The organism is Streptomyces sp. NPDC045695 (genome assembly GCF_056432025.1).
The window spans coordinates 19,941-46,478 of sequence record NZ_JBWKJU010000025.1 but is presented as its reverse complement, the minus strand read 5'-3'; the positions used below and the strand labels follow the sequence as shown (position 1 = coordinate 46,478).

Genomic DNA, 26,538 nt, shown 5'->3' with positions numbered 1-26,538 from the left:
GCGCCCGAGCCCGCCGCCGCGTCCGGCGCGGCCCCGGCCTCGGCCTCGGCCCCGCAGGGTGGCATCGAGGACCGGATCGCCCGTTTCGCGACCATCTGGGGACGGGCGATCTTCCCGGTCACGGCGACCTCGCTGACCCGGACCGAGTTCGAACGGCACCTCCTGCCGCTCACCCGGACCCTGGCCGAGGCCCTGCGCGCCCGGCCCTTCGACGCCGGCGTCGCCCAGCGGGTGGGGGCGGAGCTCGTCGCCGTGCACTGCACCGACCCCGAGGCCCTGGCCGGCACCCTGGGCGTGGTCGAGTCGTACCTGGTGCTCTACTGCGGCCCTGACGGACCCGAGGGCTCCGGCGTGGAGGGCACCGAGGAGTACCGGTCCCGCTGCGCCCGGCTCCAGCACGGCATCGCGGCGGGATACGCCCGCGCCCTGCGCGAGCGCACCCTCAAGGAGCAGGAGGCCATCGCCCGTTCCGCGCTGACCGCCCGCTCCGACGCCCAGCAGGCCCTGCACGCGAGCGAGGAGCGTTTCCGGGCCGTCTTCGAGGGTGCGGCCATCGGGATCGGGATCGCCGACCTGGACGGGAACGTCCTGGAGGTCAACGACACGCTGCTGCAGATGTTCGGCGGCCTGGAGGGCCACGTCCGCAGCCGCAACGTCAGCGAATGGGGCCACCCCGACGACACCCCGCACGTGTGGCGGATGTACGGCGAGCTGGTGCGCGGCGAGCGCGAGAGCTACCGCGTGGAGAAGCCGTACTACCGGCACGACGGCACCGTGCTGTGGACCAACCTGACGGTGTCGCTGCTGCGCGACGCCGCCGGGAACCCGCAGTACCAGCTGGCGCTGATGGAGGACACCACCGAACGCCGGCTGCTGAACCTGCGGCTGCGCTACGAGGCCACCCACGACGCCCTCACCGGCCTGCCGAACCGGACGCTGTTCTTCGAGCGGCTGGAGAAGGCCCTCAGCGGGGCCGGCGGCAACCGCTACGGCCTGTGCTACCTGGACCTCGACGGTTTCAAGGCGGTCAACGACAGCCTCGGACACTCGGCGGGGGACCGGCTGCTCGTGGAGGTCGCCGACCGGCTGCAGAGCTGCGCGACCGGCCCCGGCGAGGTCGTCGCCCGGCTCGGAGGTGACGAGTTCGTGGCCCTCACCACCGGCAGCGACACCGAGGAGAAGGTCACCGACCTCGCGGTCCGGATCCTGACCGCCCTGTCCACGCCGATCCGGCTGGAGGGCCGGGAGCTGACGGTCCGGGGCAGCATCGGCATCGTCGAGGGCCGCGCCCAGGAACGCACCGCGGCCGAGGTGCTGCGCAGCGCCGACATCACCATGTACCGGGCCAAGGCGGCCGGCGGCAACCGCTTCGAATTCGCCGACGCCGAGGCCGACGCCCGCGCGATCACCCGCCACGGCCTGACGAACGCCCTGCCGGCGGCGCTGGAGCGGGGCGAGTTCTTCATCGAGTACCAGCCGCTGGTCCACATGCGCGACGGCAGCGTGCACGGAGCCGAGGCCCTGGTGCGCTGGTCCCACCCGCAGTACGGGGTCCTCGGCCCGGACCGGTTCATCCCGCTCGCCGAACGGACCGGGCTGATCGTGCCGCTCGGCCGCTGGGTCCTGGAGGAGGCCGTCCGCCAGGCCCGCATCTGGCAGCGCCAGCACGGCGGCTCGGCCCTGCGGATCAACGTCAACCTCTCGCCGACCCAGCTGCACCATCCCGGGCTGGTCGCCGACACCGTGGCGGTCCTGGAGAAGTCCGGCCTCGCCCCGGGCGCGCTGTGCCTGGAGGTCACCGAATCGGCCCTGATAGGAGCCGACGACGAACTGCTCGAACCGCTGCGCAGGCTCGCCGCCCTGGGCGTGGACATCGCGCTCGACGATTTCGGCACCGGCTACTCGAACCTGGCCAACCTGCGCCGCCTGCCGGTCAGCGTCCTGAAGCTCGACCGCTCCTTCACCCAGGGGATGCAGCAGCAGCCCGCCAACCCGGTGGACGTCAAGATAGTGGAAGGGATCGTCGCCCTGGCCCACAGTCTCGAACTGGCCGTCACCGTCGAAGGGGTGGAGACCGGCGTCCAGGCCGCCCAGCTCCGCGCCCTCGGCTGCGACACCGCCCAGGGCTGGTACTACGCGCGCCCCGGCTCCCCCGACCGTATTCACGCCCTCTCCCTCTGCGACGCCGTACCCACTCCCTCCTGACCCCTTCGCGGCGCCTGGGTCAGCCCAGCCCGGCCTCGGTGCCGTGGCCGGGCTGGCGCACCGCGGCCACCACCCGCTCGTACCGCGCGACGGTGTCGGCCAGCACGTGGGCGGCCGCCGGGAGCCGTTCGGCCTCGTAGGCGTCGAGCACGCTGTCCGCTGCCGGTCCGGGGAGGGCGGCGGCCAGGGTCCGGCTGAGGGCGACCGCGTCCTGTATCCCGGTGTTCATGCCCAGGCCCCCGGCTATGGGGTGCACGTGTGCTGCGTCCCCGGCGAGGAAGACCCGGCCCTCGCGCATCCGGGCGGCGATCCGGACGTTGACCCGCCAGGACGAGAGCCAGGTGGGATCCGCCAGGTGGATCCCCGGCATCCTGGCGTGCCGGTCGAAGAGCCGCTGGAAGCCCTCCAGCGAGGGCGGTCGGGACTCGCCGCTCTCGGTGAGCTCAGGGGAGGCCTGGAGCTGGAAGGTGTCGGTCCCCGGCATCGGGCAGAGCAGTATCCCCCCGCCGTCCGAGGTGAACCACTGATGCCAGAACGCACGGCTCAGCCCGGGCGCCCTCACATCTCCGAGCACCATCGTCTCCGTCTCGTCGGTGTGTCCCTCGAAGGGGATCCCGAGGAGCTTTCGGACCGAACTGCGTCCCCCGTCGCACCCGGCGGCGTAACCGGCGCGGACGGCACGGCCGTCCGCGAGCCGTGCGGTGACCCCCGTCCCGTCCTGGGTGATCGCGGTGACCTGGGCTTCGTACTCGACGCGGACGCCGAGGCCCGCGAGGCGTGCACGGAGGGCCTCTTCGACCTGCCACTGGCCGATCAGGACGCCGGCAGCGGTCGGGGTGTCGTTGACGTGGTCGCCGTCGAAGTACTTGCGCAGGATCACCTCCCGGGCGCCGACGGCTGACAGCTCCTCCGCCACGCCGATCCTGGCGAACACCTCCAGGCTGGCGGGCGTGAGGCCCTTGCCCCGGGACTCGCGGTGCGGTGCGCAACGGGCTTCGAGTACCCGGACGCTGACGCCGCGCAGGGCCATGTCGCAGGCCAGGGTGAGGCCGGTGGGGCCGGAGCCCACGATCAGTAGGTCGGTCATCGGAAGTCCTCTCGTCGTCGATGTCTCAAGGAGAACCGCTTCCGAGCGAAAAAGCAACCCAGTCTCAAAAATTATTCGGTTCCAAGATTTACCCGGTTTGAATAGTGACTCGGTAACGACCCCGTGCTACGTTGTGAGCATGGACAACACCTCTGGACTGCGCGAGAACAAGAAGCTCCGTACGCGACGCCAACTGGCGGCGACGGCGCTCGAACTCTTCCTGGAACGGGGCTTCGACGACGTCTCCGTGGCGGACGTCGCCGCCGCCGCGGAGGTTTCCAAGCCCACGCTGTTCCGGTACTACCCGAGCAAGGAGGACCTGGTCCTGGACCGGTTCGCCGACCACCAGGACGAGCTGGCGCGCATCGTGCGCGAGCGGCCGGCAGGTCAGGGGCCGGTCGGGGCCGTGCACGCGCACTTCATAGAGGCCCTCGACCGCAGGGACCCGATCACCGGGCTCTGCGACGATCCCGACGTCGTCGCCTTCCAGAGGCTCCTCTACTCCACCGCGAGTCTCCAGACCCGGCTCGCCCACTACAGCGCCCGCGAGGTGGAGCTGCTCGCCGCCGTGCTGGAGGACGAAGCCGTCCCGCCCCTCACCGCCCGGCTGGCCGCCCTGCATCTCGTGAACGTCCGCCACGAGCTGGGTCGGGAGAACTGGCGTCGGATCGCCTCGGGGAGCAGCGCCGACGAGGCCCACCCCGCTGCCGTCACCGATGCCGACCACGCCTTCGGGATGCTCGCCGGCGGGCTGGACCAGGGCTTGCCCATACGCACGGCCTGACGGCCGGACGTCCGCCGCCGGGTCAGCCCAGGAGCATGCGCTTCAGCTCGCGTGCGGCGCGCGGGGGAGCCACGTCCGTGCGGTGGGCCAGGGCGATCGTGCGGCGCAGCGGAGAGCCGACGAGGGGGGTCACCCGCAGGCCCCGACCCGCGCCGTCCACCACCATCGCCGGGACCACCGCGAGGCCGAGCCCCGCCCGGACGAAGCCCAGCACCGCGTCCATCTCGCCACCCTCCACGGTGAACGCCGGCTCGAAGCCCTCCGCGCGGCAGGCCGTCACGGTCAGCTCCCGCAGGTCGTAGCCGTGCCGGAACATCACCATCGGCTCGTCGCGCAGCGCGGAGATGGTCAGCTCGCCGCCCCCGCCCGGTGCCGGACGCTCCGCCGAGGAGACCACGACCAGGTCTTCCGTCAGCAACTCCACCGTCGTCAGGGCCGGCGCCGAGGGCGGCAACGGCAGGGCGATCAGGGCCAGGTCCAGGGCCCCCCGCGCGAGCTCCCGTACGAGGTCGAGCGAACCGCTCTCCTCGATCAGCAGCTCGATGCCCGGGTGCGCGGAGTGAAAGGCGCGCAGCACGTCCGGCAGCAGGCCCGTGCACACGCTCGGCGTGGCGCCCAGCCGGACCCGGCCGCGGCGCAGTTGCGCCAGCTCCTGCACCTCCAGGCGCGCCGTGTCGGCGTCCGCCAGGATCCTGCGGGCCAGCGGCAGCAGCGTCTCGCCCGCGTCCGTGAGCGTGATGTTGCCGCGAGCCCGGCTGAACAGCTCGGCGCCCAGTTCCCGCTCCAGCGCCTTGATCTGCTGGGAGAGCGAGGGCTGGGCCACGTGCACCCGTTCCGCTGCCCGGGTGAAGTGCCGGGTCTCGGCAACGGCCACGAAGTACAGGAGCTGCTGAAACTGCATAGGCCATGTCTATCAAGATGACCGGGATCATGTCTTGGACCTTTCAGGTCCCGCATCCTTACCTTCGATCCATGGCTCTGGCAACGCGCACCCGGACCGGCGGCTCCGCCGTCTCGACCGTCTGGGGCTCCACCATCGGAAAGAAGACCGTCATGGCGGTCTCCGGGCTGATCATGCTCGGCTACCTCGTCGCGCACATGCTCGGCAACCTCAAGATCTTCTTCGGGCCCGACGAGTTCAACGGCTACGCCCGCTGGCTGCGGCACATGGGCGAGCCCTTCCTGCACAGCCACTGGGGACTGTGGACCGCCCGCGTGGTCCTGCTCGCCGCGGTGGTCGCCCATGCCGTCAGCGCGTACCAGCTCAGCCGCCGTGACATCAAGGCCCGCCCGGTCGCCTACGCCCACAAGCGCCGCCGGGCGAGCTATGCCACCCGCACCATGCGCTGGGGCGGTGTCATCCTCGGCCTCTTCATCGTCTGGCACCTGCTCGACCTGACCACCCTCACGGTGAACGAGCGGGCCCTGGAGGGCCACCCGTACGAGAACGTGGTCGCGACCTTCTCGGCCTGGTACGGCAACGCGATCTACCTCGTCGCGATGATCGCCATGGGCCTGCACGTGCGGCACGGCTTCTGGAGCGCCGCCCAGACCCTCGGCGCCGGAAACGCCCGCCGTGACAAGGCGCTCAAAGCCCTCGCGAACCTGCTCGCCGGCGTACTGACCGCGGGCTTCGTCTCCGTCCCGATAGCCGTCATGACCGGACTGGTGAGCTGACTGTGACCACCCACACTCCCTACGCCTCCTACGCGACCGGCGAACCCCTCGCCGACACCAAGGCCCCCGACGGCCCGATCGCGGAGCGGTGGGACCGCCGCCGCTTCGAGGCCCGGCTCGTCAACCCCGCCAACCGCCGCAAGCACACCGTCATCGTCGTCGGCACCGGCCTGGCGGGCGGAGCGGCCGGCGCGACCCTCGCCGAACAGGGCTACCACGTCGTCCAGTTCTGCTTCTCCGACTCGCCCCGCCGGGCCCACTCGATCGCCGCCCAGGGCGGCATCAACGCCGCCAAGAACTACCGCAACGACGGCGACTCGGTGCACCGCCTCTTCTACGACACCGTCAAGGGCGGCGACTTCCGCGCCCGCGAGTCCAACGTGCACCGCCTCGCCCAGATCTCCGTCGAGATCATCGACCAGTGCGTGGCACAGGGCGTCCCCTTCGCCCGCGAGTACGGCGGCCTCCTCGACACCCGCTCCTTCGGCGGCGTCCAGGTCTCCCGCACCTTCTACGCCCGCGGTCAGACGGGTCAGCAACTCCTCCTCGGCGCCTACCAGGCACTGTCCCGGCAGATCGCCGCGGGCAACGTCGAGATGCACGCCCGTACCGAGATGCTCGACCTGCTCGTCATCGACGGAACCGCCCGCGGCATCGTCGCCCGCGACCTGATCACCGGCGAGATCAGCACCCACTTCGCCGACGCGGTCGTGCTGGCGAGCGGCGGCTACGGCAACGTCTTCTACCTCTCCACCAACGCCATGAACTCCAACGCGACCGCCGTCTGGCGGGCGCACCGGCGCGGCGCCTACTTCGCCAACCCGTGTTTCACCCAGATCCACCCCACCTGCATCCCGCGCACCGGCGACCACCAGTCCAAGCTCACCCTGATGAGCGAGTCCCTGCGCAACGACGGCCGCATCTGGGTCCCCAAGGCCAAGGGGGACACCCGCCCCGCCGCGGACATCCCCGAGGCGGAGCGCGACTACTACCTGGAGCGGATCTACCCCTCCTTCGGCAACCTCGTGCCCCGCGACATCGCCTCCCGCGCCGCCAAGAACGTCTGCGACGAGGGCCGCGGCGTCGGCCCCGGAGGCCAGGGCGTCTACCTCGACTTCGCCGACGCCATCCGCCGCATGGGCCGCGACAAGGTCGCGGAGAAGTACGGCAACCTCTTCGACATGTACGAGCGGATCACCGCGGAGAACCCGTACGAGGTGCCCATGCGGATCTACCCCGCCGTGCACTACACGATGGGCGGCCTGTGGGTCGACTACGACCTCCAGACCACCGTCCCCGGCCTCTTCGCCATCGGCGAGGCCAACTTCTCCGACCACGGGGCCAACCGCCTCGGCGCCTCCGCGCTGATGCAGGGCCTCGCCGACGGTTACTTCGTCCTGCCGTCCACGATCAACGACTACCTCGCGCGGCGCCCGCACCGGGACACCGTGGACGACACCCACCCCGAGGCGGTGGCCGTCGTACGCGAGACCCGCGACCGGCTCGCGCGGCTGCTCGCCGTTGACGGAGACCGCACCCCCGACTCCTTCCACCGCGAGATCGGCGCACTCATGTGGGAGTACTGCGGGATGGCCCGCAGCGAGGACGGACTGCGCAAGGCCCTGGACCGCATCCCCGAGATCCGCGCGGAGTTCTGGCGCCGCATCAAGGTGCCGGGCAGCGGGGAAGAGTTCAACCAGTCGCTGGAGAAGGCCAACCGCATCGTCGACTACCTGGAACTCGCCGAGCTGATGTGCCTCGACGCACTCCACCGCACCGAATCGTGCGGCGGCCACTTCCGCGAGGAGTCCCAGACCCCCGACGGCGAGGCGGCCCGGCGCGACGAGGAGTTCGCGTACGCCGCCGCCTGGGAGTTCACCGCGACCGGCGCCGCTCCCGTCCTACACAAGGAAGACCTCGTCTTCGAGTACGTCCACCCCACCCAGCGGAGCTACGCATGAAGCTCACCCTGCGCGTCTGGCGCCAGCGCGGCGCCGACGCCCCCGGCCACATGGCGTCCTACGAGGTCGACGGCATCTCGCCGGACATGTCCTTCCTGGAGATGCTCGACACCCTCAACGAGGACCTCACCCTGCGCGGCGAGGACCCGGTCGCCTTCGACCACGACTGCCGCGAGGGCATCTGCGGCGCCTGCAGCCTCGTCATCAACGGCGACGCCCACGGCCCGGAGCGCACCACCACCTGCCAGCTCCACATGCGGTCCTTCGCGGACGGCGACACCATCGACGTCGAGCCCTGGCGGGCCGCCGCCTTCCCGGTGGTCAAGGACCTGGTCGTGGACCGCGGCGCCTTCGACCGCATCATCCAGGCGGGCGGCTACATCACGGCCCCCACCGGCGCCGCTCCCGAGGCGCACGCCACCGCCGTACCCAAGGCCGACGCCGACTTCGCCTTCGAGCACGCCGAGTGCATCGGCTGCGGCGCCTGCGTGGCAGCCTGCCCCAACGGCTCCGCGATGCTCTTCACCTCCGCCAAGGTGAACCACCTGAACGTCCTCCCGCAGGGCTCCCCGGAGCGGGAGACCCGGGTGCTGGACATGGTGGCCCGAATGGACGAAGAGGGCTTCGGCGGCTGCACCCTGACGGGGGAGTGTGCCACCGCCTGCCCGAAGGGGATCCCGCTGCCGTCGATCACGGCGATGAACAAGGAGTGGCTGCGGGCCGTCCGCAAGGGCCCCCGCTGACCCCGCACGGCCCACGCCGCCCGCGCCGCCCATGCCCTGCGCCGCACGGGCCGTACGCCGCGCCGTGCTGCGGTGGCCCGGGCGGCGCGGTGGCCCTGCGCCGATCGGCTGACCGGCGCAGCCCGTCCCGCGCCGTGCCCCGGCGGCGCCGGGCCCGTGGGGGACAGTGGCCGCATGCCACACGCCCCCGCCGGGTCCGGACCGCGCCGCCGAGCCGTACTGGCCGCCGCCCTCGCCCCGCTGGCCGTGGCCGGCTGCTCCGCGCGGGAACCCGCGCCGGGCCCGGCGGCCGGCGGGCAGGCCGCGCCGAAGGACGCGCTGATCATGGTGATCCGGCACGCGGAGAAACCGTACGCCGGCGACTCCGGCTGGGACGAGGAGGGCGAGGACGACCCCGGCTCGCTCGCGGGGCGCGGCTGGCGCCGCGCCGAGGAGCTCCCGCGCCTCTTCCCGCCGGCCCGCGGCTCCTCGCTGCCCCGCCCCGCGGTGGTCTTCGCGGCCGGAGGCAAGGGAACGGCGCCCGCCCGCTGCAAGCAGACCGTGGCGGCGCTGGCCGCCGCGCTGCGCACCCCCGTCCGCTCGGAGTACGCCGTGGGCTCCGAACAGGCCCTGGTGCAGGCCGCGCTGGCGGGGCCCATGCCCGTACTCGTCTGCTGGGAACACACCGGGATCCCCCGCCTGGTCCGCGCCCTCGGCGCCCACCAGCTCCCCGGCACCCCCGCGACCTGGCCCGACCGCCACGACCTCGTCTGGACCTTCACCCGCCGCCGGGGCCAGTGGAGTTTCCGCGAGCTCCCGCAGCACCTGCTGCCCGGGGACGCGTAGGCGCCCGTCAAGGCGACGACACCCCGGCTGCCCCTACCCGCCGAGCGCCCGCGCCAGGTAGGCCGCCGTGCGGCCCTGGCCCGCCGCCGCCACCTGGGCCGGGGTGCCGGAGGCGACGACGCGTCCGCCCTCCGTGCCGCCGCCCGGGCCCAGGTCGATGACCCAGTCGGCGCCCGCCACCACCTCCATGTCGTGCTCCACGACCACCACCGAGTGCCCGGCGTCCACCAGGCCGTGCAACTGCCGCAGCAACACCCGTACATCGGCCGGATGCAGGCCGGTCGTGGGCTCGTCCAGCAGGTACAGGGTGTGGTCCCGGCGCAGCCTCTGCAGCTCGGTGGCCAGCTTGATCCGCTGTGCCTCGCCGCCCGAGAGCTCGGTCGCCGGCTGTCCCAGCCGCAGGTAGCCCAGCCCGATGTCCTCCAGCGCGCGCAGACTGCGCGCCGCCGCCGGGACCTCCGCGAAGAAACCGGCCGCGGACTCCACCGTCAGGCCGAGCACCTCCGCGATGTTCAGCCCCGCGTAACGGACCTCCAGGGTCTCGGCGTTGTACCGCGCACCGGCGCACTCGGGGCACGGGGCGTAGGTACTGGGCAGGAACATCAGCTCCACCGAGACGAAGCCCTCGCCCTGACAGGTCTCGCACCGGCCGCCCGCCACGTTGAAGGAGAACCGGCCCGCCTTCCAGCCGCGGGCCTTCGCTTCCGGAGCCGCCGTGAAGAGGCGCCGCACCACGTCGAACAGGCCCGTGTAGGTGGCCAGATTGGACCGCGGGGTCCGGCCGATCGGCTTCTGGTCCACCTCCACCAGCCGCCGTACGGGAAAGGCCGGCTCGGTCAGCCGCTCGCCGACCTCCCGGGCCAGCACCTGCCCCACCAGCGTGGACTTCCCCGACCCCGACACCCCGGTGACGGCCGTGAACACCCCGAGCGGGAACCGCGCGTCCAGGTCCCGCAGGTTGTGCCGGTCCACCGCCGTCACCCGCACCGACCCGGCCGCCTCGCGCACCCGCCGGGCAGCTCCGGCGGGCTGCGGCTCCCGCTCCGCGAACAGGTGCCGGGCCGTCGCCGACTCCGTCATCCCGGCCAGGCCCTTCGGCGGCCCGCTGTAGAGCACCTGACCGCCGTGCTCACCGGCCAGCGGTCCCACGTCCACCAGCCAGTCGGCGTGCCGCACCACGTCCAGCTGGTGCTCCACGACGAAGACCGTGTTCCCGGCCTCCTTCAGCCGGTCCAGTACGCCGAGCAGCGCCTCGGTGTCGGCCGGGTGGAGCCCGGCCGACGGCTCGTCCAGTACGTACACCACCCCGAAGAGCCCCGACCGCAGCTGCGTCGCCAGCCGCAGGCGCTGTAGCTCGCCGGCTGACAGGCTCGGCGCGGTACGGTCCAGGCTCAGGTAGCCGAGCCCCAGCTCCGTGACGGGCCCGATGCGCGAGCGCAGGTCCTCGGCGAGCGGGTGCGCCGGACAGTACGCCGTCCAGTTCCGTCAGGGGCATCGCCGCGAGCGAGGCGATGCCGTGCCCGGCGAAGGTGACGGCCAGGGCCTCCGGGCGCAGCCGCCGCCCCTCGCACACCGGGCACGGCGCATCGGTGAGGAACCGCTCGGCGCGGGCCCGCAGGGTGGCGCTCTTGGTGTCGGCGAAGGTGCGCATGACATAGCGCTGGGCGCTCATGTACGTGCCCTGGTAGGGACGTTGGATCCGGTCGGCCTCCCGCACCGGGTGCACGGTCACCACCGGCTGCTCCTCGGTGAACAGGATCCACTCGCGGTCCTTCGCGGGCAGCTCCCGCCAGGGCCGGTCCACGTCGTGGCCGAGGGTTTCCAGGACGTCGCGCAGGTTCTTGCCCTGCCAGGCACCCGGCCACGCGGCGATGGCACCTTGACGGATCGACAGGCTGGGGTCGGGCACCAGGAGTTCCTCGCTGGTGCGGTGGATCCGGCCGAGCCCCTGGCACGAAGGGCAGGCTCCGGCGGCGGTGTTGGGCGAGAAGGAGTCGGAGTCGAGCCGCTGCGCTCCCGGGGGGTAGGTCCCGGCCCGCGAGTACAGCATCCGCAGGGAGTTGGACAGCAGGGTCACCGTGCCGACCGAGGAGCGCGAGCCGGGGGAGGAACGGCGCTGCTCCAGCGAGACGGCGGGCGGCAGCCCGGTGACGGAATCGACCTTCGGGGCGCCGATCTGGTGGATGAGGCGGCGGGCGTAGGGGGCGACCGACTCGAAGTACCGGCGCTGGGCCTCGGCGTAGAGCGTGCCGAAGGCCAGCGAGCTCTTCCCGGAGCCGGAGACCCCGGTGAACACGGTGAGCGCGTCGCGGGGGATGTCCACGTCGACGCCCCGCAGGTTGTGCTCCCGGGCGCCCCGGACCCGTACGAATGGATCGAGGGACGCGTGGGGAAGGGCGGTGGATGCGGCGGCCTGGTCCATTCGTCCCAGTTTAGAGGCCCGAGAGGCCCGCCAGGCGCGCCAGTCGGCCGTAGGAGTCCAGCAGCGCCGTCCGGTCGTAGGTGGAGGTGGTGACCAGCAGCTCGTCCGCACCGGTCAGCGCGGCCACCTCGGAAAGCTCCGCCGCGACCTGCTCCTCGGTGCCGTGGATGTGCCCGGCGAGGGCGTTCTCGTACAGCTCCCGCTCCTTCGGGCTCATCTCCAGCGCCTCGACCTCCTCGGCCGGGCGCAGCGGCGGGAAGCTGCCCCTGGTCCGGGAGTACGCGAGGGACCACGCCTCCGGAACCAGCATGCGCCGGGCCTCCTGCGTGGTCGCGGCGACCGCCACCGTCCCGGAGACCACCACGTACGGCTCCGAGCCCCCGGCGGCCGGCCGGAACTCCTCGCGGTACCGCGCCACGGCCTCGGCGACCCGGCCGCGGCCACGGAGATCGCCGACCACCAGCGGCAGCCCGGCCCGGGCGGCGATCTGGGCGCCCTCGCCCGTGGCCAGGACGAAGGCCGGTACGCGCAGCCCCTCGGCCGGGTGGGCGTGCACCTCGGGGTGCGCCCGCTGGGTGCCGTCGAGCCAGCCCAGCAACTCCGCCAGCTGCTCCTCGAAGCGGTCGGCGTCCCCGATGTCGCGGCCCAGAGCCCGCCGGATCCCGTTGGTGAAGCCGACCGAGCGGCCCAGCCCCATGTCGATCCGGCCGGGGAACAGCGACTCGAGGACCCCGAACTGCTCCGCGACCACCAGCGGCTCGTGATTGGGCAGCATGACCCCGCCCGTGCCGACGCGGATCCGCCGCGTGGCCGCGGCGACGGCCGCGGCCAGCACGGTCGGCGCGGAGCCCGCGACCCCGGGCACGCTGTGGTGCTCCGACACCCAGAAGCGGTGGTAGCCGAGCTCCTCGGCCGCACGCGCGAGTTCCACGGTGTCGCGCAGGGCCTGCGGGGCCGAGTGGCCCTCGCGGGTGCGCGACCGGTCCAGTATCGAGAGTGTGCGGATCACACCGTCCTCAACGTCCCGGGGCCGTGAGGATTCCCGGCGGGGCGCGCGGCCCGCATCTCCTAGGGTGGCGGCATGACCGGGATCACCACGCGGCCGCTGGCCGTCTTCGACATCGACAACACCCTGGCGGACACCGCTCATCGCCAGCACTTCCTGGAGCGCCGCCCCCGGGACTGGGACGGCTTCTTCGGCGCCGCGCCGGCCGATCCGCCGCTCCCGCGCGGTGTCGCGCTGGCCGTGGAGAGCGGGCAGGACTGCGAGGTGGTGTATCTGACCGGGCGCCCCGAACGGTGCCGGGCGGACACCGTCGACTGGCTCGCCCGGCACGGTCTGCCCGAGGGGCGGGTGTGGATGCGCGGCAACCAGGACCGGCGGCCCGCCCGGACGACCAAGCTGGAGATCCTCAAGCGGCTCGGCCGGGGCCGGGAGGTGCGGATGCTCGTGGACGACGACGAGCTGGTGTGCCAGGCGGCGCGCGCCGCCGGCTTCCGGGTGGTCCTCGCCGACTGGGCGGCGGACGCGCCCGAGCTCAAGGACGCCCAGGAGACCGAGGGCCGGACCTGAGGGAGGGCTCCCGGCCTCAGTCCTCGCCGTCGAGGCGGAAGCCGACCTTGAGCCCCACCTGGTAGTGGGCGATCTCCCCGTTCTCGATGTGTCCGCGTACCTGGACCACCTCGAACCAGTCCAGGTTCCGCACGGTCTGGCCCGCCCGGGCGATCCCGTTGCGGATGGCCTGATCGATGCCCTCGTGGGAGGTGCCGACGATCTCGGTCACCCGGTACGTGTGATTGGACATGGAGTCTCCCGACAGTGGGTGGCTTTTGCCTGGTTCTACGGTGCCCCAGTAAGTCCGGCTGCGCGAGCTTTGCGTGAACAGTCCCCGGGGAAAGGCACTTGACCGGCCTATTGGTCTATGCCAATTTCTAGCCATCTGAGATCGAGCCCCCAGAAGGTGACCCTCTTGAAGATGCGCTTCCTCGCCGTGTGCACCGCACTCGCGGCCGCGACCGCCCTCACGGGCTGCAGCCAGCTGGCCGACCCGGCCGCAGGACCGCAGAAGGTGACGCTCTGGCTGATGAAGGGCAGCGCCTCGGAGGACTTCATCGACGCGTTCACCGCGTCGTTCGAACAGGAACACCCCGGCACCGACCTGGAGGTCAGGATCCAGGAGTGGACGGGCATCGGCGACAAGGTCAACGCCGTCCTCGAAGGCAAGAGCAAGGAGAGCGCCGACGTCATCGAGGTCGGCAACACGCAGGTCGCCCGGTACATCGAGACCGGCGGCATCGAGGAACTCACCCTGGAGGGCCTGCGCGAGTGGGGCAGCAAGGACTGGCTCAAGGGCCTTTCCGACCCGGGAAGCATCAACGGCGCCCAGTACGGCATCCCGTGGTACGCCGCCAACCGCGTGGTCATCTACCACAAGGACCTCTTCGCGAGCGCCGGGATCAAGGCTCCGCCGAAGAACCGCCAGGAGTGGATCCAGGCCACCCAGAAGCTCGACAAGGGCGACCAGCAGGGCATCTACCTGGCGGGCCAGAACTGGTACGTGCTCGCCGGCTTCATCTGGGACGAGGGCGGCGACATCGCCGTCGAGACCAGCGGCCAGTGGGTCGGCGCCCTCGACGACGAGAAGGCCCTGGCCGGCATGGACTTCTACAAACAGCTCCAGGCCCTGGGCGACGGCCCCAAGGGCGCCGACGAGGAGACGCCTCCGCAGTCCCAGGTCTTCGCCCGCGGCGAGGTCGCCCAGATCATCGCCCCGCCCGGCCAGGTCGCCGAGATCGAGGCGGCCAACCCCGCCCTCAAGGGCAAGCTCGGCTTCTTCCCGATCCCCGGCAAGACCACCGACAAGGTGGGAGCCGTCCTCACCGGCGGCTCCGACCTGATCATCCCGGAGCGTACGAGGCACCGGAAGGGCGCCGTGGACGTGATCACGGCCCTGGTCAGCGAGAAGTGGCAGACCGAACTCGCCCGGACGATGAGCTACGTCCCCAACAAGACCACCCTCGCGCGCGTGGTCGAGGGCAACGAGGGCGCCGCCGCCATGGCACCCGGCGCCGCCCAGGGCCGCGCCACCCCCAAATCCGCCCGCTGGGCCGAGGTGGAGGCCAAGAACCCGATCAAGCCGTTCATGACCGCCGTGCTGACCGGCCAGGACCCCAGGCAGGCGGCCCGGGCGGCCTCCGAGGAGATAGGGAAGGTGCTCAGCGCGGACCGCTGAGAGGGGCCGCCATCGCGTTCAGCGTCCGCACATCCAGGTGCCGCTGAGCGGTCATGTCCACTCCAGCGCCGGTCACGGAAGAGGGTTCCACCAGGCGCGGACGGGCCCCCGGGGACGTTCCACAGGGCCGCCTTCCAGACGGCCCTGGACGCCGTCGCGGATCCCGCCGGGCCGGCACACGAACCGGCGGGACCTCGCGGCCGCGGCTCAGGAGGCCGTCGCCGGAGCCTGCGTCCCGGCCGGAGCGCTCGGCGACGGGCCGACTTCAGACAGCGACAGCGCGAAACGGCCCGCCGCGTCCGTCCACCACTGGGTCAACTCCAGCCCCGCCGCGGCCAGTTCCTTGCGGACACCCTCCTGACGGAACTTCGCGGACACCTCCGTCAGGATCTCCTCGCCCGCCGCGAACGGCACCACCAGATCCAGGGCCCGGACCTTCACCACCACCTCCGACCGGGCCCGCAGCCGCATCTCGATCCACTCCTGCTCCCTGTTCCACACCGCCACGTGCGCGAAGTCGGCGGTGTGGAAGTCCGCCTCCAGCTCCCTGTTGATGACGGCCAGCACGTTCTTGTTGAACTCCGCCGTCACGCCGCGCGCGTCGTCGTACGCCGCGACCAGCACGGCCTCGTCCTTCACCAGGTCCGTGCCCATCAGCAGCGCGTCCCCGGGCGACAGCATCGCCCGTACGGACGCCAGGAACACCGCCCGCTCCGGCGGCAGCAGATTCCCGATCGTCCCGCCCAGGAACACCACCAGCCGCGGACCGGGGGAGTCCGGCAGGTGCAGGGCACGCGTGAAGTCGGCCAGCAAGGCGTGCACCCGTAGCCCCGGATGCTCCGCGAACAGCGTCTCGGCAGCCCCCCGCAGGGCGCTCTCGCTCACGTCCACGGGCACGTACGTGTCCAGCGCGGGCATCGCCTCGATCAGGTGCCGGGTCTTCTCCGAGGAGCCGGAGCCCAGCTCCACCAGGGTGCGGGCGCCGCTCGCCGAGGCGATCTCCTGGGCCCGCTCCAGCAGGATCTCCCGCTCCGCGCGCGTCGGGTAGTACTCCGGCAGGCGGGTGATCTCCTCGAAGAGCTCACTGCCCCGCGCGTCGTAGAACCACTTGGGCGGCAGCACCTTGGGGCTGCCCGTCAGGCCCCGCAGCACATCCGTGCGCAACGCGGTCTCCGCCGCGTGCTCGTCGAGGGTCCGGGTCAACTGAAAGCTGGTCACGGGCAGTTCTCCTTGAGCGGGGTCAGCTCGACCCACGTGCGGGTGGCGGTCAGCAAGGTCCGGTCGGGCACTTCGCACCACCGGGGGTCGTCGTCGTAGGGCTCGGAGGCGACCACGGTGCGCCGGTCGTCCGGCTCGGACAGGTACCAGAGCGAGTCCCCCCACGCGGTGGCGGCGATGGCGGTCCCGTCCGTCACGAGCAGGTTCAGCCGCGAGCCCGGCGCGGCCGCGGCCAGGTCGCGGACCGGCTCGGCGAGCGCCGTGCCCAGGTCGTCCCCCGCCCGCAGGCGGCGTAGTACCAGGGCCCAGATCAGCGCCGAATCCGTGCGCGCGGCCAGCCGGAGCAGTTCCCCCGGCGGCAGCCCGGCCGCGAGCGGGACCGCCGCGTCGGGCCAGTTCCGCAGGGCGCCGTTGTGGCTGAACAGCCAGGGCCCGTCCGCGAAGGGCGCGGCCGCCGCCTCCCCGTCGCCCCCCGGCTGCGTGGCGTCCCTTACGGCGGCCAGTGCGGCTCCGCTGCGCACCACCCGGCCGAGGTCGGTGAAGGTGAGGTCGGCCCAGACCGGCCCGGCCCGCCGGTAGCGGGCCGGAACGGGGTCGCCCGGCGCGTACCAGCCGATGCCGAAGCCGTCGGCGTTCACCGTGCCGGACCGCTGCCGGCGCGGCTCCCAGGACTGGCGCACCAGTGAGTGCTCCGGCTCGCTCAGCAGCCGCCCGAGCGCCACCTCGGGCCCCAGATAGGCGAGATGGCGGCACATCAGGCGTCCCTCGCGGTCCGGAAGCCGGAGAAGATCTGCCGCCGTACGGGGAGGTCCCAGTTGCGGAACGTGCCCCGGCAGGCCACCGGGTCCACCGCGAAGGAACCGCCGCGCAGCACCTTGTGCTCCGGGCCGAAGAACACCTCCGAGTACTCCCGGTACGGGAAGGGACGGAAGCCCGGGTAGGGCAGGAAGTCGGAGGCCGTCCACTCCCACACGTCGCCGATCAGCTGGCGCACCCCGAGCGGGGAGGCCCCGGCCGGGTAGCTGCCCGCGCGGGCCGGGCGCAGATGGCGCTGCCCCAGATTGGCGTGGGCGGGCGTCGGGTCCTCGTCGCCCCACGGGTAACGCGTCGAGCGGCCGCTCCCGGGATCGAAGCGGGCCGCCTTCTCCCACTCCGCCTCCGTGGGCAGCCGCCGGCCGGCCCAGCGGGCGTAGGCGTCCGCCTCGTACCAGCTGACGTGCAGCACCGGCTCGTCGTCCGGCACCGGTTCCGTCACCCCGAAGCGGCGGCGCACCCACTGGCCGCCCTCCGCACGCCAGAACAGCGGCGCCCCGATGGAGTGGGCCCGTATCTGCTCCCAGCCCTCGGGGGCCCACCAGCGGCGCTCGCCGTAGCCGCCGTCCGCCATGAACTCCTTGAAACCGGCGCAGGTCACGGGGGCCGTGTCGATCCAGAACGGCGCCACCTCCCGCTCGTGCGCGGGGCGTTCGTTGTCCAGCGACCACGGCTCGACCGAGGTCCCCATGGTGAACGGCCCGCCGGGCACGAGCACTTCGGTGGCGGTCGGGGCCGGGCCGCTCGGTGGCGACGGGTCCGGGGCGGCCAGCACGGGCGCACCCCTGCGGAGCTGGTGGGTGATCAGCATCGTCTCGTCGTGCTGCTGCTCGTGCTGGGCGATCATGCCGAAGACGTAGCCGGAGTCGAGCAGCGCCGTCCCCTCCAGCGGGGTGCGCTCCAGCAGGTCGAAGACGCGGCCGCGCACCTCGGCCGCGTACGCGCGGGCCTCTTCGGGGCCCAGCAGCGGCAACTTCGGCCGCTCGGCCCGGGGGTGTTCGAACGCGTCGTAGAGCGGGTCGATCTCGGGGCGCATGGCCTCGTGTCCCGCGACGTTGCGCAGCAGCCAGAGCTCCTCCATGTTCCCGATGTGCGCCAGGTCCCAGACGAGCGGGGACATGAGGGGGGAGTGCTGGGCGGTCAGTTCCGGGTCGGTCACGGCGTCGGTCAGCGCGGCCGTGCGCGCCCGCGCTGCCGTCAGGGCGGCCGCGGCCCGCTCTCGCAGGTCGTGCGTGGCCGGCGTGCCCGGCGTGGCAGGCGTGGATTGCGTGGTCACCGTCGGGTCTCCTTCGCGGTGAGCTGCAGTTGCTCCTGCTCGTCGGCCGGACATCGGCCGCGCAGGACGAAGCGTTCGGTGAAGGCGCCCACCGTGTCCTGGACGTGCGCGCTCGCGCCGAGCCGGGGCAGGGCCTCGGCCGCGGCCAGGAAACAGGCCCGCGCGGCCGTCCGCAGGTCCCGGTCGCGCAGGCCGTCGCGGGCGGCGGACCGCCAGAGCGGATTGCGGGGGGCGGGCCGCGGCCCGTAGGCGTCGGCCAGGGGCTTGGTCGCCCGGTACGCGGTCTCGGCGGCCTCCGGATCGTCGAACAGCGCGTGCACGACGGCCAGCGGGACCAGCCAGCCGTCGTCACCGGGCTGCGCGTCGATCATCCGCAGCTCCAGGTGGCCGCGCGGCCGCACCGGGGGGAACAGGGTGGTCAGGTGGTAGTCGAGGTCCTCGGCGGCGGGCGCGCGCAGGCCCGGGCCGCCACCGGCGCGCAGCCAGTCGCGGAAGGTCGTGCCGCGCGGGATCTCCCCCGGCTCGCCGTCGTACGACCGTACGCACATCACCTCGGTGTCCAGCGCCTGCCGCGTCCACCCGGCCCGGGGGTCCGTGTCCAGCGGCGGGGCGAGCGAGCGCCGGGTGTCGAGGTCGCTCCAGAGCCCTTGGCGGGCGCAGCGCCAGCCCGCGTAGGGGCCCTCGTGCGCGGGGGAGTTGGCGAAGGCGGCCACGAGGACCGCGCCCAGCAGGTGTGCCATCCGCCAGCGTCGGCCGTGGCCGAGGACGCCCGGCTCCTCGTACCCGGCGTCCACGCAGACCTGCACCGAGGCGGAGGCGCACATCATGGCGCGCCCGGCGGGGCCGGTGCGGTCGAGGTAGGTCTCCATTGCGTCGTAGCGCGGGCTGTTCAGCAGCCGGCGGTACGGCCGACGCGGGTCGTGGCCGAGGCCGCGCAGGACCAGCCCCTGCGCGAGCAGGGCGCCCCGTACGGCGGTGAGGTCGGCCTGCAGGCCGTCCACGCATCCGGTGAGGGATGCGGCGGGGGCCGAGCTGAGTTCGAGCTGACCGCCCGGTTCCACGGTCAGCCCGGAGTGCAGGGGCAGGGCGCGGGCGGCGGTGTGCGCGGCCCGCAGCCGCTCGGGAGTCAGGGGCTGCCCGGGCCGCTCGGCGTCCAGGACCAGCCATTCGAGTTCGGCGCCGATCAGACGGGGCGGACCCGTCTTGAAACAGATCCCGTGGATCAGGGCCTCGGCCTCGGGCTCGGTGATCGGGGAAGCCGCGGAGGGCTCGGACGGTCCGGGGGCAGCGGGGGTCGTGGTGGCCGTGGTGGCCGTGGGGGGAGCAGGTGAGGCAGGTGGGGCGGATGAGGCAGGTGAATCCTGTGGTGGCATGACCGGGTCCTCGTCTCCTGTCGTCTGCGATGACATCACCCGTGCCTACCCGTCCCTCGAACCCTCGAACACAAATTCCTTTGCCGCCCGGGAGAGCCGTGTCGAGGATGAGCCAATGAGCAGCAGATTGCGCGAGATCGCGCGGGAGAACGCGGAAATCCTGGCGTCCGGCGGCTATCGGACGCGGTCCGGGCGGCAGATCCCGCTTGCCGCCGCCCTGGCGGAGGCCAAGGCAGGAACCAGGATATATGGACCAAACCGGGTCATTCCAAGCGAGAAAATCGCCCGGGGGTACGCCCGGACGGCGGTCGAGGTCACGGGCGAGAGCAGCACGGTCGCGGCACGCAGGCTCGCCGCGCGCCACCAGGAGGAGCCGGAGGAGGCGTCCAGGGTGGCGGTGCTGAACTACGCGTCGGCCCGGAATCCCGGGGGCGGCTACGTCCGCGGCGCCAAGGCCCAGGAGGAGGCGCTGTGCCGCGCCTCGGCCCTGTACGAGACCCTGCTCCAGGCCCCGGAGTACTACGAGGTCCACCGCGCGGAGCGCAGCACCTTCTACACCGACCGGGTGATTCACTCGCCCGGCGTCCCCGTCTTCCGCGACGACCGGGGTGACCTGCTGGAGACCCCCTTCCGGGCCGGCTTCCTCACCTCACCCGCCCCGAACGCGGGCACGATCCGGCGCCAGGAGCCGGAGCGCGTCGCCGAGATCCCCGGGGCGCTGGCCCGGCGCGCCGGGCTGGTCCTGGAGGTGGCGGCGCTGCACGGCTACCGGCGGCTGGTGCTGGGCGCGTGGGGGTGCGGAGTGTTCCAGTGCGACCCGGCGGAGGTGTCCGCGGCCTTCCGGGGGTTGCTGGCCGGCCGCTTCGCGGGGGTCTTCGAGCGGGTGGTGTTCGGGATCCTGGACCGCAAGCCCGAGACGCGGGAGGCCTTCGAGCGGACCTTCGCGGACTTCGGCACCTGAGGCGCGGCGGTCCGGGCGGCGCCGCCCCCCTGCCCCCCCGCCCTCCGGACCGCTGCCCCCGGCCCCCGCCCTCCGGACCGCTGCCCCTACTGCCAGCCGTACCGCTCGCCCAGCCGGTCGACCACCAGCCGAAAGCGCCCCCGGTCCAGTGCGCAGGCCTCGCGCCGCATCCCCGACTCGTGCACCCGCAGCACGCGGTCGACGGCCACCCAGGACTCCCGCCCGGCGCTGTCCCACGGACCCGTCCCGATCGGCACCCACTCCCGGTCGTGGTCGTGCCGCTTGCTGGACAGCTGCACGGCGAGCAGCGTCCGCCCGCCCGCTTCCCGCGCCACGACCAGCACCGGGCGGTCCTTGCCGCGGCCGTCGTTCTCCTCGTACGGGACCCAGGTCCACACGATCTCGCCGGGGTCGGGATCCCCGTCCGGGTCGGGGGCGTACTCGGTGCGGACCGGCCCGATGGAGCGCGGATCGGCCTCGACGGTGGCGGTGTCCCCGTCCCGTCCGGGCTGCTCGATGTGACCGTTGCCCTGATGCGAAAGTGCCGTCATGCGGCGGAGCGTACTGGGTTTCGAGACGGGGGACGGCCGGGCCGGGTGCGGCTCCCCGCGCGCCCCGGGGATCTGGGACCGGAGCCCTCGATGCCGTCGGATAGGGTCCTGAGCGCCCATGTCCCGACCGAGGAGAGCCGGTATGACTGACGGAGAGCGGCCGCTCGGCGGTGCAACGGCTGTGACCGCCGACAGCGGCCTGGCGGACGAGCGGATCCACCGCATACGCCGGCGTCTGGAGCGGCTCATAGGCATCGCGGCGACCGAGGGCAACGCCGTACGGCCCCTGCGCAACGGGGACGAGATCTTCACCGCGATGCTGGAGGCGATCGGCGGCGCCCGCCACACGGTCGACATGATGACCTTCGTCTACTGGCGGGGCGACATCGCACGGCGTTTCGCCGAAGCCCTGAGCGACCGGGCGCGTGCGGGGGTGAGGGTGAGGCTGCTGCTGGACGGTTTCGGCAGCCGTCTCATAGAGCGCGACCTGCTGGACCGGATGAGCGGGGCCGGAGTCCAGATCGCGTGGTTCCGCAAACCGCTCTACCTCTCGCCGCTCAAGCAGAACCACCGCTGCCACCGCAAGGTCCTCGTGGTCGACGAGCAGACGGCCTTCACCGGAGGCGTCGGCATCGCCGAGGAATGGTGCGGTGACGCGCGCAACCCCAGCGAGTGGCGGGACACGCACGTAGAGGTCCAAGGGCCCGCCGTCGACGGCATCGCCGCCGCCTTCGCCCAGAACTGGGCCGAATGCCACGAGGAACTCTTCGACGAGCGCGACCGGTTCGTCAGCCACGGGCCCAGCGGGGGCGCCATCGTGCAAGTGGTACGCGGATCGGCCAGTTTCGGCTGGCAGGACATGCAGACCCTGATGCGCGTGATCCTCGAATCGGCCGAGGAGCGGGTCCGTCTGGCGACCGCCTACTTCGCCCCCGACACCTACTTCATCGACCTGCTCTGCGCCACGGCCCGCCGCGGCGTGGAAGTCGAGATCCTGCTGCCCGGCCCCCACACGGACAAGCGGGTGTGCCAGCTGGCGGGACAGCACCGCTACGAGGCGCTGACCGCCTGCGGCGTACGCATCCACCAGTACCAGCCGACCATGATGCACGCGAAGATCATCACCATGGACGGCATCGTGTCCCTGATCGGCTCCACGAACTTCAACCGCCGCTCCCTCGACCACGACGAGGAGGTCATGCTCGCCGTCATGGACGCCGAGTTCACCGCCACCCTCGACGCGCACTACGCCGAGGACCTCGAAGCCAGCGAACTGATCCGCCCCGACCGCTGGAAGCGGCGCTCGCTGCTGCAGCGCGCCCGGGAGACCGCAGTGCTACCCGTCCGCCGCTACCTGTAGCTGGAGGAGGCGACGGGCGCGGCGCTAGCAGGAGGAGGCGGGCGCGGCGCTCCTGCGGCCGGCGGCCGGCGGCGCGGCGCCGGATCATTTGCCGCCCCGTGCGATCACCGCGTTGAACTGCGCGCCGGCGAGCAGTGCCAGGTTGGAGAACCACAGCCACACGAGGAAGACGACGACCCCCGCCAGCGAACCGTAGAGGCGGCTGTAGGTCCCGAACTGCGTGTAGAAGGTGAAGAGCGCCGAAGCGCCGAGCCACAGGAACGCCGCCAGGGTGCCGCCCGGAAACCCCCGGCGCACTCCGCGGGCTTGAGCGGGTCCGGTCCGGTAGAGGATGAGGATCAGGGCCGTGACGATCACGAGGAGCACCGGCCACCGCAGGACCCCGATGGCGTCCGGGCCCGAGTAGCCGGCGGCCGCCGCGAGCCGGCGGGCCACGGGGCCGGTCGCGACGAGGCTCGCGGCGCCCGCTGCGAGCAGGGCCAGCAGGACGCCGGCGGTGAGGACGAGGACGTGGGCCGCGCGCAGGGGCGGCCGGGTGTCGGGCAACCGGTGCATCGCGTGCAGGGCGCGGCGGAAGACCGCCAGGTAGCTGGAGGCCGACCACAAGGCGCTCACGACGCCGCTGAGGAGCAGGACCCACAGGGAGGACGGCGCCGAGGTGAGGCCGTCCAGAGCCTCGCGGAGCACCTGGGCCGACTGGGGCGGGGCGTAGGAGGTGAGGTCGAGGATCAGGCGCTCGCGGGTGCCTTCCCCGGCCAGTCCCACCAGGGAGACCGAAACGAGCAGGGCGGGCACCAGCGCCAGCACCGCGTAGTAGGTGAGAGCTGCCGCGTAGTCGGCGATGTTGTCGTGCCAGAGGCGTACTGCGGTACCGCGCAGGGGTGAGCGCGCCCGTCTCAGCAGCTCGACGGTGCGGTTCCCCGGTGTGCTCCGGCGCGTGCGGAGAGTGTTCGATGCCACGCTGCCCTCTTGCCCGGCGTCACCGCTCCCATCCTCCGTCCCCTTCAGCCATTTCACAGCGGGCCCCGAGCGTCCCGGGGGACCGTTGACAGGCGGCGATGCGCGGAAGGAGACTGCGGGCGCGCCCCACCGGGCGCACCCGGGGGCGTGTCCCCGTGCCCACACCGGCACCGATGCGCCGCCGCCCGTACGGATCCGCCCAGGAGAGCCGCCATGAGCATCCGCACCGTCCGCGACGTCTACGTCGTCGACGCCGTCCGCACCCCGATCGGCAAGTTCGGCGGTGCCCTCGCCGGGGTCCGGCCGGACGACCTGGCCGCGCACGTGGTGCGCGCGCTGGTGGACCGTACGCCCGACCTGGACCCGGCCCGCATCGACGACGTCGTGTTCGGCGACGCCAACGGCGCGGGCGAGGACAACCGGGACGTGGCCCGCATGGCGGTGCTGCTGGCGGGGCTGCCCGTGAGCGTCCCCGGGGTCACCGTCAACCGGCTCTGCGGGTCCGGTCTCGAAGCCGTGGTCCAGGCCGCCCGGGCCATCGCCGTCGGCGACGCCTCCGTGGCGATCGCGGGGGGCGTCGAGTCGATGAGCCGCGCCCCCTGGGTCGTGCAGAAGCCCGAGCGGACCTTCCCCGCCGGGCACCAGCAGATGTGGTCCACCACCCTCGGCTGGCGGATGACCAACCCGCTCATGCCCGCGGAGTGGACCGGCTCGCTCGGCGAGGGCGCCGAGCTCGTGGCGGACAAGTACGGCATCACCCGAGAGGCGCAGGACGCCTTCGCGCTCCAGAGCCACCGCAAGGCCGCGGCCGCGTGGTCCGCCGGGCTGTACGACGACGAGGTCGTGCCGTACGCCGGCGTGGACCTGGTGCGCGACGAGTGCATCCGGGAGGGTTCCACCCCCGAGGCGCTGGCCAAGCTGAAGCCCGCGTTCCGGACCGACGGCCGGGGCACGGTCACGGCCGGCAACGCCTCGCCGCTCAACGACGGCGCCGCCGCGCTGCTGTTGACGGACGAGGAGGGTCTGGCCGCCACCGGCCGGGAGCCGCTCGCCCGGATCAGCGCCGGCGCCGTCACCGGGATCGAGCCCCAGTTCTTCGGTCTGGGTCCCGTCGACGCCGTCCAGCGGGCGCTGTCCAAGGCCGGCCGGGGCCTCGACGACCTGACCGCCTTCGAGCTCAACGAGGCCTTCGCGGCGCAGGCGCTGGGCTGCCTGGCTGCCTGGCCGGAGCTCGACCCGGCCGTGGTCAACCCGCGGGGCGGCGCCATCGCGATCGGCCACCCGCTCGGCGCCTCGGGCGCCCGGCTGGCCGGCTCCGTCGCGCACCAGCTGGCGGCGGCGGGCTCCGGTACGGGCATGGCGGCCCTGTGCATCGGCGTCGGGCAGGGCATCGCGCTCGTCCTGGAGCGCTGAACCCGCCGCCCCGGCCAGAGCGTCGATCATTTCCGGTCACCGTGCAGCGCCAACTGCCTTATAACTGAACAGAAGTGGCGCTCCGGGTCTGGCACGATGGCGCGTGCTGCCACCCCTCGGGGGGTGTTCCGCCGCCCAGCAGCCCGCCCATCCCCACCCGGAGGCCCCGCGCCATGCCGCTCCTCGACCCGACGCTCTGGCAGGACGGACCCACCCTCACCGGCGGCGCCGCTCCGGTCGTCGAACCCGCCACCGGCCACCCCCTCGCCACGCTCGCCCTCGCCGCGCCCGCGGACGTCGCGGAGGCCGCCGTACGGGCCGGGGCCGCACAGCAGGACTGGGCGCGCGCCCCTCACGCCGAGCGGGCGGCCGTGCTGCGCCGCGCCGGGGACCTGTTCACCGCCCACGCCGACGAACTGCGGTCCTGGCTGGTCCGCGAGTCCGGCTCGATACCCGGCAAGGCCGACTTCGAGCTGCACGTCGCCGCGCAGGAGTGCTACGAGGCGGCCGCGCTGGCCTCGCGCCCGACCGGGCAGGTGCTGCCCAGCGAGGCGCCCCGGCTGTCCTTCACCCGCCGGGTCCCGGCCGGGGTCGTCGGGGTCGTGACCCCCTTCAACGCCCCGCTGATCCTGGCGATCCGCTCGGTCGCCCCGGCCCTGGCGCTCGGCAACGCGGTGCTGCTGAAGCCGGACCGGCGCACCGCCGTCTGCGGTGGCCTCGCCCTCGCCGCGGTCTTCGCCGCCGCCGGACTGCCCGGTGGGCTGCTGCACGTCCTGCCCGGCGGCCCCGAGACGGGCGCCGCGGTGGTCGCCGACCCGCGGGTCCGCGTGGTGTCGTTCACCGGGTCCACCGCCGCCGGACGGGCCGTCGGCGAACTGGCGGGCCGTCACCTGACCCGCGCCCACCTGGAGCTGGGCGGGAACTCCGCGCTCGTCGTGCTCCGCGACGCCGACGTCGAGGCCGCCGTCGCCCAGGCCTCCTGGGGCTCCTTCTTCCACCAGGGCCAGATCTGCATGACCGCCGGCCGCCACCTCGTACACGCCTCGCTCTACGACGAGTACGTCGAGCGGCTCGCCGCGCGCGCCGAGGCGCTGGCGGTGGGGGACCCGTACCGCGAACCGGTCCACCTCGGCCCGCTGATCGACCGCGGCCAGGTGGAGCGCGTCCACGCCCTGGTGGAGGCCAGCACCGCCCAGGGGGCCAAACTCCTCGCCGGCGGCACGCACCGGGACCACTTCTACCGGCCGACCGTACTGGCGGGCGTCGACGCCGACACCCCGGCCTACGCCGAGGAGGTCTTCGGGCCGGTCGCGCCCGTACGGTCCTTCGCGACGGAGGAGGAGGCGGTGGAGCTGGCTTCGGCGGGCCCGTACGGCCTCTCCCTCGGGATCGTGACCCGGGACGCGGCGCGCGGGCTCGACCTGGCCGAGCGGATCCCGACCGGGATCGCGCACATCAACGACCAGACGGTCAACGACGAGGCGGTCGCCCCGTTCGGCGGAGTCGGCGCGTCCGGCACCGGCGCCCGGTTCGGCGGCGAGGCCAATCTGGACGCCTTCACCGAGCTCCGCTGGACCACGTCCCGCGCCACGCCCGCCGGCCACCCTTTCTAATCGCGAGGAATGTCCGGGACAGGTTGTTCGTTCTCAGAGACCAGACGGCTCAATCAGGAGGTC

Annotated in this window: 22 protein-coding genes and 1 pseudogene; 12 read left to right on the top strand and 11 right to left on the bottom strand. The window is 73.0% G+C overall.

Annotated elements, in window-relative coordinates; genetic code table 11:
• Window positions 1-63: 63 nt before the first annotated feature.
• Window positions 64-2,205 (top strand): putative bifunctional diguanylate cyclase/phosphodiesterase, encoded by a 2,142-nt coding sequence (locus AC07DU_RS30010; protein ID WP_360904362.1) that lies wholly within the window; start codon window positions 64-66, stop codon window positions 2,203-2,205.
• 19 nt (window positions 2,206-2,224) lie between these two features.
• On the opposite strand, the gene AC07DU_RS30005 is transcribed toward AC07DU_RS30010, so the two are convergent.
• Window positions 2,225-3,292 carry an FAD-dependent monooxygenase gene (locus tag AC07DU_RS30005; RefSeq protein ID WP_479114838.1) on the bottom strand — a complete coding sequence of 356 codons (1,068 nt, stop codon included), beginning with the start codon at window positions 3,290-3,292 and terminating at the stop codon, window positions 2,225-2,227.
• Between the two features lie 139 nt (window positions 3,293-3,431).
• Here AC07DU_RS30005 and AC07DU_RS30000 point away from each other — a divergent pair, with 139 nt between their 5' ends.
• Window positions 3,432-4,076, top strand: coding sequence for a TetR/AcrR family transcriptional regulator (locus AC07DU_RS30000; RefSeq protein ID WP_479037720.1), 645 nt, complete (start codon window positions 3,432-3,434; stop codon window positions 4,074-4,076).
• Between the two features lie 22 nt (window positions 4,077-4,098).
• On the opposite strand, the gene AC07DU_RS29995 is transcribed toward AC07DU_RS30000, so the two are convergent.
• A complete protein-coding gene (locus tag AC07DU_RS29995) occupies window positions 4,099-4,977 on the bottom strand; it encodes a LysR family transcriptional regulator (protein WP_479037717.1) in 879 nt (292 codons plus the stop codon).
• A gap of 71 nt (window positions 4,978-5,048) precedes the next feature.
• Here AC07DU_RS29995 and AC07DU_RS29990 point away from each other — a divergent pair, with 71 nt between their 5' ends.
• The 4 genes from AC07DU_RS29990 (at window position 5,049) to AC07DU_RS29975 (ending at window position 9,282) form a co-directional block, all read left to right on the top strand.
• Complete coding sequence (locus tag AC07DU_RS29990) at window positions 5,049-5,753, top strand: succinate dehydrogenase cytochrome b subunit (RefSeq protein WP_479114836.1); 705 nt, start codon at window positions 5,049-5,051, stop codon at window positions 5,751-5,753.
• Between the two features lie 2 nt (window positions 5,754-5,755).
• Window positions 5,756-7,714, top strand: a complete 1,959-nt coding sequence (locus AC07DU_RS29985) for a fumarate reductase/succinate dehydrogenase flavoprotein subunit (protein ID WP_479114834.1) — start codon at window positions 5,756-5,758, stop codon at window positions 7,712-7,714.
• On the top strand, window positions 7,711-8,457 hold the full coding sequence (locus AC07DU_RS29980) for a succinate dehydrogenase/fumarate reductase iron-sulfur subunit (RefSeq protein ID WP_479037711.1): 747 nt from the start codon (window positions 7,711-7,713) through the stop codon (window positions 8,455-8,457). Before AC07DU_RS29985 ends, AC07DU_RS29980 begins: the two co-directional genes overlap by 4 nt.
• Before the next feature lie 174 nt (window positions 8,458-8,631).
• Window positions 8,632-9,282: a hypothetical protein gene (locus AC07DU_RS29975; RefSeq protein WP_479114832.1), complete on the top strand. Its 651-nt coding sequence runs from the start codon at window positions 8,632-8,634 to the stop codon at window positions 9,280-9,282.
• A 33-nt stretch (window positions 9,283-9,315) separates the two neighbouring features.
• On the opposite strand, the pseudogene AC07DU_RS29970 reads toward AC07DU_RS29975, so the two are convergent.
• A pseudogene (locus tag AC07DU_RS29970) lies at window positions 9,316-11,704 on the bottom strand (excinuclease ABC subunit UvrA).
• Window positions 11,705-11,714: 10 nt separating this feature from the next.
• Entirely contained in the window at window positions 11,715-12,713 is a 999-nt protein-coding gene (locus AC07DU_RS29965) for an LLM class flavin-dependent oxidoreductase (RefSeq protein ID WP_479114830.1), read from the bottom strand.
• Window positions 12,714-12,785: 72 nt separating this feature from the next.
• Between AC07DU_RS29965 and AC07DU_RS29960 the strand changes: the two genes are divergently transcribed.
• The gene (locus AC07DU_RS29960; RefSeq protein WP_360903700.1) at window positions 12,786-13,277 is read left to right on the top strand and encodes a phosphatase domain-containing protein; all 492 of its coding nucleotides are present in this window, start codon (window positions 12,786-12,788) and stop codon (window positions 13,275-13,277) included.
• Window positions 13,278-13,293: 16 nt separating this feature from the next.
• On the opposite strand, the gene AC07DU_RS29955 is transcribed toward AC07DU_RS29960, so the two are convergent.
• Window positions 13,294-13,509: a dodecin gene (locus AC07DU_RS29955; RefSeq protein WP_030012846.1), complete on the bottom strand. Its 216-nt coding sequence runs from the start codon at window positions 13,507-13,509 to the stop codon at window positions 13,294-13,296.
• A 165-nt stretch (window positions 13,510-13,674) separates the two neighbouring features.
• Here AC07DU_RS29955 and AC07DU_RS29950 point away from each other — a divergent pair, with 165 nt between their 5' ends.
• On the top strand, window positions 13,675-14,937 hold the full coding sequence (locus AC07DU_RS29950) for an extracellular solute-binding protein (RefSeq protein WP_479114828.1): 1,263 nt from the start codon (window positions 13,675-13,677) through the stop codon (window positions 14,935-14,937).
• Between the two features lie 207 nt (window positions 14,938-15,144).
• Here AC07DU_RS29950 and egtD read toward each other — a convergent pair whose 3' ends face one another.
• Genes egtD through egtA form a run of 4 tightly spaced genes read right to left on the bottom strand, consistent with a single transcriptional unit; the run spans window position 15,145 to window position 19,617 of the window.
• A complete protein-coding gene (egtD, locus tag AC07DU_RS29945; RefSeq protein WP_360903696.1) occupies window positions 15,145-16,155 on the bottom strand; it encodes an L-histidine N(alpha)-methyltransferase in 1,011 nt (336 codons plus the stop codon).
• Window positions 16,152-16,910: an ergothioneine biosynthesis protein EgtC gene (gene egtC / locus AC07DU_RS29940; RefSeq protein WP_479037693.1), complete on the bottom strand. Its 759-nt coding sequence runs from the start codon at window positions 16,908-16,910 to the stop codon at window positions 16,152-16,154. The genes egtD and egtC overlap by 4 nt, the downstream gene beginning before the upstream one ends.
• Window positions 16,910-18,298, bottom strand: coding sequence for an ergothioneine biosynthesis protein EgtB (gene egtB, locus AC07DU_RS29935; RefSeq protein WP_479037690.1), 1,389 nt, complete (start codon window positions 18,296-18,298; stop codon window positions 16,910-16,912). Before egtB ends, egtC begins: the two co-directional genes overlap by 1 nt.
• Window positions 18,241-19,617 (bottom strand): ergothioneine biosynthesis glutamate--cysteine ligase EgtA, encoded by a 1,377-nt coding sequence (gene egtA, locus AC07DU_RS29930; protein ID WP_479114826.1) that lies wholly within the window; start codon window positions 19,615-19,617, stop codon window positions 18,241-18,243. The genes egtB and egtA overlap by 58 nt, the downstream gene beginning before the upstream one ends.
• Before the next feature lie 115 nt (window positions 19,618-19,732).
• Here egtA and AC07DU_RS29925 point away from each other — a divergent pair, with 115 nt between their 5' ends.
• Window positions 19,733-20,578: a TIGR02452 family protein gene (locus AC07DU_RS29925; RefSeq protein WP_479114824.1), complete on the top strand. Its 846-nt coding sequence runs from the start codon at window positions 19,733-19,735 to the stop codon at window positions 20,576-20,578.
• Between the two features lie 86 nt (window positions 20,579-20,664).
• Here AC07DU_RS29925 and AC07DU_RS29920 read toward each other — a convergent pair whose 3' ends face one another.
• Window positions 20,665-21,129: a type II toxin-antitoxin system PemK/MazF family toxin gene (locus tag AC07DU_RS29920; protein ID WP_479037682.1), complete on the bottom strand. Its 465-nt coding sequence runs from the start codon at window positions 21,127-21,129 to the stop codon at window positions 20,665-20,667.
• A 142-nt stretch (window positions 21,130-21,271) separates the two neighbouring features.
• Between AC07DU_RS29920 and AC07DU_RS29915 the strand changes: the two genes are divergently transcribed.
• Window positions 21,272-22,489, top strand: a complete 1,218-nt coding sequence (locus AC07DU_RS29915; RefSeq protein ID WP_360903677.1) for a phospholipase D-like domain-containing protein — start codon at window positions 21,272-21,274, stop codon at window positions 22,487-22,489.
• 84 nt (window positions 22,490-22,573) lie between these two features.
• Here the strand turns inward: AC07DU_RS29915 and AC07DU_RS29910 are convergent, their stop codons facing one another.
• Window positions 22,574-23,449, bottom strand: a complete 876-nt coding sequence (locus AC07DU_RS29910; RefSeq protein WP_453370045.1) for a YihY/virulence factor BrkB family protein — start codon at window positions 23,447-23,449, stop codon at window positions 22,574-22,576.
• A gap of 213 nt (window positions 23,450-23,662) precedes the next feature.
• On the opposite strand from AC07DU_RS29910, the gene AC07DU_RS29905 reads away from it, so the two are divergent.
• Together AC07DU_RS29905 and AC07DU_RS29900 are read left to right on the top strand one after the other, a co-directional pair.
• Complete coding sequence (locus tag AC07DU_RS29905) at window positions 23,663-24,862, top strand: thiolase family protein (RefSeq protein ID WP_479114821.1); 1,200 nt, start codon at window positions 23,663-23,665, stop codon at window positions 24,860-24,862.
• Between the two features lie 173 nt (window positions 24,863-25,035).
• Window positions 25,036-26,475 carry an aldehyde dehydrogenase family protein gene (locus AC07DU_RS29900; protein WP_479114819.1) on the top strand — a complete coding sequence of 480 codons (1,440 nt, stop codon included), beginning with the start codon at window positions 25,036-25,038 and terminating at the stop codon, window positions 26,473-26,475.
• The last annotated feature ends 63 nt before the right edge of the window (window positions 26,476-26,538 follow it).

Coding starts and splice junctions, on each gene's coding strand:
- AC07DU_RS30005 (WP_479114838.1), bottom strand. CDS start 3,292: ATGACCGACCTACTGATCGTGGGCTCCGGCCCCACCGGCCTCACCCTG.
- AC07DU_RS30000 (WP_479037720.1), top strand. CDS start 3,432: ATGGACAACACCTCTGGACTGCGCGAGAACAAGAAGCTCCGTACGCGA.
- AC07DU_RS29995 (WP_479037717.1), bottom strand. CDS start 4,977: ATGCAGTTTCAGCAGCTCCTGTACTTCGTGGCCGTTGCCGAGACCCGG.
- AC07DU_RS29990 (WP_479114836.1), top strand. CDS start 5,049: ATGGCTCTGGCAACGCGCACCCGGACCGGCGGCTCCGCCGTCTCGACC.
- AC07DU_RS29980 (WP_479037711.1), top strand. CDS start 7,711: ATGAAGCTCACCCTGCGCGTCTGGCGCCAGCGCGGCGCCGACGCCCCC.
- AC07DU_RS29975 (WP_479114832.1), top strand. CDS start 8,632: ATGCCACACGCCCCCGCCGGGTCCGGACCGCGCCGCCGAGCCGTACTG.
- AC07DU_RS29960 (WP_360903700.1), top strand. CDS start 12,786: ATGACCGGGATCACCACGCGGCCGCTGGCCGTCTTCGACATCGACAAC.
- AC07DU_RS29955 (WP_030012846.1), bottom strand. CDS start 13,509: ATGTCCAATCACACGTACCGGGTGACCGAGATCGTCGGCACCTCCCAC.
- egtC (WP_479037693.1), bottom strand. CDS start 16,910: ATGTGCCGCCATCTCGCCTATCTGGGGCCCGAGGTGGCGCTCGGGCGG.
- egtB (WP_479037690.1), bottom strand. CDS start 18,298: ATGTCCGGCCGACGAGCAGGAGCAACTGCAGCTCACCGCGAAGGAGAC.
- egtA (WP_479114826.1), bottom strand. CDS start 19,617: ATGCCACCACAGGATTCACCTGCCTCATCCGCCCCACCTGCCTCACCT.
- AC07DU_RS29925 (WP_479114824.1), top strand. CDS start 19,733: ATGAGCAGCAGATTGCGCGAGATCGCGCGGGAGAACGCGGAAATCCTG.
- AC07DU_RS29920 (WP_479037682.1), bottom strand. CDS start 21,129: ATGACGGCACTTTCGCATCAGGGCAACGGTCACATCGAGCAGCCCGGA.
- AC07DU_RS29915 (WP_360903677.1), top strand. CDS start 21,272: ATGACTGACGGAGAGCGGCCGCTCGGCGGTGCAACGGCTGTGACCGCC.
- AC07DU_RS29905 (WP_479114821.1), top strand. CDS start 23,663: ATGAGCATCCGCACCGTCCGCGACGTCTACGTCGTCGACGCCGTCCGC.
- AC07DU_RS29900 (WP_479114819.1), top strand. CDS start 25,036: ATGCCGCTCCTCGACCCGACGCTCTGGCAGGACGGACCCACCCTCACC.